Origin of the sequence: Herminiimonas fonticola, assembly GCF_040395855.1 — a bacterium.
In the GTDB taxonomy this organism is placed as follows: Bacteria; Pseudomonadota; Gammaproteobacteria; order Burkholderiales; family Burkholderiaceae_D; genus Oxalicibacterium; species Oxalicibacterium fonticola_A.
Genome location: NZ_JBEBPO010000130.1, coordinates 1 through 5,184, shown reverse-complemented (window position 1 = coordinate 5,184; position 5,184 = coordinate 1). Strand labels below are relative to the sequence as shown.

The 5,184-nt window shown below is 52.6% G+C and carries 8 protein-coding genes; 1 reads left to right on the top strand and 7 read right to left on the bottom strand.

Annotated features, from left to right (window positions below):
- Positions 1–149 precede the first annotated feature (149 nt).
- The 4 genes from ABWP27_RS12140 to ABWP27_RS12125 form a co-directional block, all read right to left on the bottom strand.
- Positions 150–356 carry a DUF6494 family protein gene (locus tag ABWP27_RS12140; RefSeq protein WP_353157189.1) on the bottom strand — a complete coding sequence of 69 codons (207 nt, stop codon included), beginning with the start codon at positions 354–356 and terminating at the stop codon, positions 150–152.
- Positions 357–493: 137 nt separating this feature from the next.
- Positions 494–1,156 carry a thiaminase II gene (tenA, locus tag ABWP27_RS12135; RefSeq protein ID WP_353157186.1) on the bottom strand — a complete coding sequence of 221 codons (663 nt, stop codon included), beginning with the start codon at positions 1,154–1,156 and terminating at the stop codon, positions 494–496.
- A 51-nt stretch (positions 1,157–1,207) separates the two neighbouring features.
- A complete protein-coding gene (locus ABWP27_RS12130; RefSeq protein ID WP_353157183.1) occupies positions 1,208–1,903 on the bottom strand; it encodes a TenA family protein in 696 nt (231 codons plus the stop codon).
- Between the two features lie 62 nt (positions 1,904–1,965).
- Positions 1,966–2,295, bottom strand: a complete 330-nt coding sequence (locus ABWP27_RS12125) for a nucleotide pyrophosphohydrolase (RefSeq protein ID WP_353157181.1) — start codon at positions 2,293–2,295, stop codon at positions 1,966–1,968.
- 242 nt (positions 2,296–2,537) lie between these two features.
- On the opposite strand from ABWP27_RS12125, the gene ABWP27_RS12120 reads away from it, so the two are divergent.
- Entirely contained in the window at positions 2,538–2,750 is a 213-nt protein-coding gene (locus ABWP27_RS12120; protein WP_353157178.1) for a hypothetical protein, read from the top strand.
- A gap of 89 nt (positions 2,751–2,839) precedes the next feature.
- On the opposite strand, the gene ABWP27_RS12115 is transcribed toward ABWP27_RS12120, so the two are convergent.
- From ABWP27_RS12115 to ABWP27_RS12105, 3 genes are all read right to left on the bottom strand, one after another.
- Positions 2,840–3,589, bottom strand: a complete 750-nt coding sequence (locus tag ABWP27_RS12115; RefSeq protein WP_353157175.1) for an MBL fold metallo-hydrolase — start codon at positions 3,587–3,589, stop codon at positions 2,840–2,842.
- A 445-nt stretch (positions 3,590–4,034) separates the two neighbouring features.
- A complete protein-coding gene (locus tag ABWP27_RS12110) occupies positions 4,035–4,250 on the bottom strand; it encodes a hypothetical protein (protein WP_353157191.1) in 216 nt (71 codons plus the stop codon).
- A gap of 439 nt (positions 4,251–4,689) precedes the next feature.
- Entirely contained in the window at positions 4,690–5,100 is a 411-nt protein-coding gene (locus ABWP27_RS12105; RefSeq protein ID WP_353157172.1) for a hypothetical protein, read from the bottom strand.
- Between the last annotated feature and the right edge of the window lie 84 nt (positions 5,101–5,184).

Here is a 5,184-nt window from a genome sequence, read left to right as displayed (position 1 = left end):
CTGTAACAGCGTATATCAAATAATAGTGGCAAGATCCGATGCACTTGCCTTGCATGGCATCGTGGATACAGCAAAAAAAAATCAGACGCCCATTGCTGTGCGTCTGATTTTTTACATGTAAGTCTTTAAAGACTGAAAGCGCCACCTGTTTATTGGAGGCGTATTTCTCCATCAAATGCGATGTGCAGTTTGATGCCTTCAATATCCAGCGTCATTTTTGCCGGGAACGATTCGCTACCCTTGATGTTTCCTTCTGCAATGGCTTTTTCCACCGCTTTTTCGATGGCGTTCTGGGAACTGACACCCACCATTTTCAGGAATTTTCGCATACTGAGATTGAAATTTTCTTCGTCCATCTTGGGCTCCTGTCTGATGTGAAATGTTAGCGAGGTGAAAATATGTTTTTCGTACGCAGCCGTCGCTCACCCTGCTTCGATCATAACGAATTTCAGCTGTATATGACAGCTGAAAAACCGGGTATCGCGCCAGCCGGTCAGACTGCCCATTGCTCCAGGCGATAAGCTGCATCCCAGAACATCCATTCCAGTTTTGCTGCATGCGTGTACGCACTATGCATGTCGCGGCGCGTCTCTGCGCTGGCCACGCTGGCCACGCGGTCGACCGTTGTGATGACATCGCGTACCGCCGCATGGAATTCTTCGCCGGCATAGGTGGCGATCCATGCATCGTAAGGATTGTTTTTTGCGGCCCGCGCAAGAATGTCGCGACCTATTTCGGCATATATCCAGAAACAGGGCAGTAGGGATGCCAGCGCGACCGGGTATGAAGCGCTCCATGCGGTCGCAATCAGATAGCTGCTGTAATGATGCGTGGTGGGCGAAAGCGGTGTGGCGGCAAAAGTCGCCGGACTGACATTGAATTGTTCCATGAAGTCGGCATGCAGACTGCGCTCGACAATGATGGCAGTGTGCGCAGCTTCTGAAAATTGTGCGACTTCATCGCTGTTGTCGGCCTTGGCGGCAGCGACGGCGAGGGCGCGGCCGAAAGCGACCAGGTAATGCGCATCCTGGATCATGTAATGACGGAAGCGTTCCTGGCTCAGGGTGCCGGCGGCAAGTTCCTGATTGAAAGGCATCGTGCGTATGGTTTCAAACAGGGCGGAATTTTCTTTCCAGATTTCAGCAGTAAAAGACATCGTGTTCCTTTAATGAAGATGGCCGGTCGCAGCATGCGGCCGGGCCGGGATTCATGAGTAGTCGAGCGGTGTATAAACGTGATCGAAAAACGCGCGTTCCAGCGCCACTGCGCGCCCGAACATGGCGGCGCAACGCGCCTGATCTTCTTCATTCAGCAGCGGACCGGTACGATCGAGTTCGGCGCGCAGCCAGCCGATGAATTCGGCAAAGGCCGGATTGTTATGCAGCGTAATCCATTCTGCATGGATGAAGCGCTCCGGCAAGGCGGCGCCAGGGCGATCGGCCCAGCTCAGGTACAGCCACTCGGCAACGACCAGCACCGACAGGCACAAGGGATAAATCCGGCTTTCAGCGGATTCTGTCATCAAGTCCTGAAAAGCCCTGGTCGGTGCAGTCAGCGGCGGCGTTGTACGGTATTTTTCAGGCAGGCCCAATTCATCGAAAGCGCGCAGGAAGTAGGTATTTTCATCGCTGGTGATCATCGCGGCAAAGCGGGAAAAGCGCACGCGCGATGTGAAGAGATCGGCACTGGCGATTGCTGCGCCTAGCAGTGCGACGAAGCGATCGATGAATTGATAATCCTGCACCAGATAATGCTGCAGCACATTGTCGGCAACCGTGCCGGCAAATAATTCATCGATGAAACGGTGCTGGATGGCGGCATCCCAGTTGGCCTGATTTTGCTCACGCAGCCATTCGGTAAATGTGCTGGCAGTATTTTGTCGTGTACTGAAAGTATTGGTCATGGAAAATTTCAAAAATTTATGAATGATGGTGAATCATCGTCAAGATCCGCGCGGGACGCATTCTACAGTGGCGGATATTTCTTTGCGTTGATGAGCAGCTTGTCTTGAATCGCGGCATTCAGATCGACCTTCAGCACGGAAGCCAGGCGTATCAGGTACAAGGCAACATCGGCCAGCTCCTGCCGCACGTGTTGTGCTGTTTCCGGTGTCTGCGCGACCAGCCATGATTCTTCTTCAGTGCGCCACTGAAAAATTTCCACCAATTCGCCCACCTCTCCGGTCAGGGCCATGGCCAGATTTTTTGGTGAGTGGAATTGCTGCCAGTCGCGCGCGTCGGCAAATTCTTCCAGCACGTCTTCCAGTGCCTTGGTATCGAGCAGAGTGTGAGTCATGTGTGTAGACGAGTAAGTGACGACCTTGCCTATGATAGCCGCAATGTCAGTGCAGGGGCTTGTGCGCACTCGTGCTCTGGCTAAGGGAAGTCCACAATTTACCGTTTCTTTAACATATTTTATAGTGCTGCCAAACTTCAGCGACGCATGCAGCATGGCGTCGCAAGACTATCCGTATCAAACGATATTCATCAGCAGTCGTTTGAACTTACATGAATTCAGAATCACCAAAAGGAAGAACAATGAACAAGTCTTTATTCGCCGCAATTTTGCTGGCCCTGTCCCTGGCCGCTTGCAATTCCGAAAAAACGGAAGCGACTGCACCTGCAGCAGCAACATCCGAGGCTGCACCAGCAACTGCGACCGATGCAGCGCCGTTAAGCGCCGAAGATGCTGAAAAAGAAAAAATCCGCAAGCAAAACGAAGCTGCTGAAGCTGCCTTGTCCGGACATTGATATCGCGCAGTGTTGCAAGCTAAAAAAGCCGTCGCTAGCGACGGCTTTTTTATTGGCCCAACAGAATGTGCGCTTAAGAAATGCGGTGATCAGCCTTGCGGGCTGCTTGTCATCTGGTGGCAGTAGGTCGCCAGTTGGTCCGGCAAATCGGAGGGACAGACGCCGCACTGCCGATTTCCCGGCACGGCATAATCGATGAAGGTGGGATAGGGCAACTTGAGATTCGCCATGATTTCCCTGAATTCTTCCAGCGTTTTGCCGCCGCCCAAGCGTGGATTGCGCTCCTTCTCCTGTGCAATTGAAGAAACCCGGCGACCTTTGTAGTCATGTGCCGGATACACGAGTACGTCGTCCGGCAAGGTGAACAGTTTTTCCTGCACGCTCTTGTACAAGGCATCGGCATCGCCGTTCTGAAAGTCGGTGCGGCCGCAAGCTTCAATCAGCAAGGCGTCGCCGGTAAAAATCCTGTCGCCGAACAGGTAGGCAAAATGCCCGTCCGTGTGTCCCGGGGTATGTAATGGTTGCAGGACGATGCTGCCGATTTGCAGCGGCGTTCCTTCTTCAATGCCGATATCGGTGCAGGGAAGCCGATCATAGGCCGGCATGGCGATTTTGCTGCCGACCGTTTTTTTGAACTCACGCGCTGCGGTGATGTGGTCTGCATGGATATGGGTATCGACAGTACACGCCAGACTCAAGCCAAGGCGCTTTACCTCCATCAGATCGCGCTCCATGGCCGAGATCACAGGATCAATCAGAATAGCGAGCCCGGTTTCTTCGCATCCCAGCAGGTAAGTGTAGGTACTGGAGAGAGGTTCGTACAACTGTCTGAAGATCATGACGGCTCCTTGCTATCTCGGAAGATGTGGGAATGGATGATTTGAGCCATTGTAAATAGATATTGTCGGCCCATGCAGATCAAGCCGATATGCAACTACGTGACAGGTTGCTATGGGGGTTTTGGGAGGCTGCACAGTCAACGACTGTAAACAGGCCAGTAGAACTATTCGATGGTTGCTTGCTAAAGGTTATATTGTCGAGAAGAGGTGCAACGACAATGTAACTAGTGAGAGGATGATTGCACTAACCCGCTGTGGTGTCGCAGCCTTAGGGGAGAGTGTAGAGCTGATTGGGGCTCGAGAGCACGCTCGTGACTGGCTTAGACATGCACATAAGCATCGCACCGTATGCAATACTGTTTGGGTAAGGTCGCTTGCGCTAGAGCGCCTTCAAGTTCGCGCATTTCCGTATTGCTCATTGCAATCTCCTATATACTTTTCGAAACTACTTTTGAGGCTGTTTCCATGAAGAAAATACTTGCTTGCTTAATGTTGTTGGGGCTGGGCGCTTGCGCGGTTTATACGCCGGGCGGCTCTGTAGTTGTTGATCCTGATGGCGGCGGTTATCAGCGGCATTGCCCACCTGGTCAAGCCAAAAAAGGAAACTGCTGATAGCATCAATGCAGCAATCGAGTTCGTTGTAATAGGCGAGGGTGGTCATGCGACCCTTGCAATTTCTTGAATAATGTCTGTTGCGAATTACTGGCGGCGGTATTGCACTCCCCAGCATGAATAGCGCGTCTTTCGCGCTCCTCGGTAGGATGTAGTCAGGCCGATCTCATTGCTGTGCGGTTCTCATCCGTCAGCAGCATGGCATATGATCACCATTCATTACCGCCCAGCGGTCACGCGTGGTTATCGTTCCGATAGGGCGATCAAGGCTTCGACCAGTCAGGCCGGGTCCGCTAGCGTAGAACGGCATCACAAAAGAATCGCCAAAAGCAGCGCGGCCGGCACGAACCAGGCAAGTGTTGCGGCCGATCTGCCAGACTTATCTACTGACGACCACTTACCGGCCTCCATATCAATGATGCTTGAGGCTGAAATATGCTCACGGCGTGGCAGGGTAAGTTGCTAAGGGTGCTTGCTCTTAGTTAGTACTAAGGGTGTTGCGGTACGTCGTGATCTGTCGAATCAACTATGTGCGACGCAATGGCATAGCCCAAGTCGCGAAGGGCGCCACACCAAGTCTGAAACAGCGCCCACTTCATAAAGTCAGGCACGTTCTCAACGACCGATACTTCGGCACGGTGATACTCCAATGCAGACACACCAGCGGAGCCAAAGGCGGCGAGGCCGGAAGTGATGGACAAGGAACTGCTGCCGCAGCTTTTCTTCCAGTCGAATTTACAGACGGCCTTCGACAAGATGCTGCCAAAGCCGACGAAATAGTTGCGAATATGCGGCACCTGGTAAGGCGTGCGGATGAGGCAGAATGCTTCCGTTGAATCGGCGTGCCGTTGGAAACTTTGTAAAACCGTTGGAAAGTTTGATGCGAGATAGTTACCCACATGGGGTAACTCGTTGATTTAAAACAGGTCAGTGGGGTGGCTGATGGGGCTCGAACCCACGACAACAGGAATCACAATCCTGGA

Bases quoted from the DNA above. Each gene is read 5' to 3' on its own strand.
- ABWP27_RS12140 (WP_353157189.1), bottom strand. From the start codon at position 356: ATGGACGAAGAAAATTTCAATCTCAGTATGCGAAAATTCCTGAAAATG.
- tenA (WP_353157186.1), bottom strand. From the start codon at position 1,156: ATGTCTTTTACTGCTGAAATCTGGAAAGAAAATTCCGCCCTGTTTGAA.
- ABWP27_RS12130 (WP_353157183.1), bottom strand. From the start codon at position 1,903: ATGACCAATACTTTCAGTACACGACAAAATACTGCCAGCACATTTACC.
- ABWP27_RS12125 (WP_353157181.1), bottom strand. From the start codon at position 2,295: ATGACTCACACTCTGCTCGATACCAAGGCACTGGAAGACGTGCTGGAA.
- ABWP27_RS12120 (WP_353157178.1), top strand. From the start codon at position 2,538: ATGAACAAGTCTTTATTCGCCGCAATTTTGCTGGCCCTGTCCCTGGCC.
- ABWP27_RS12115 (WP_353157175.1), bottom strand. From the start codon at position 3,589: ATGATCTTCAGACAGTTGTACGAACCTCTCTCCAGTACCTACACTTAC.
- ABWP27_RS12110 (WP_353157191.1), bottom strand. From the start codon at position 4,250: ATGACCACCCTCGCCTATTACAACGAACTCGATTGCTGCATTGATGCT.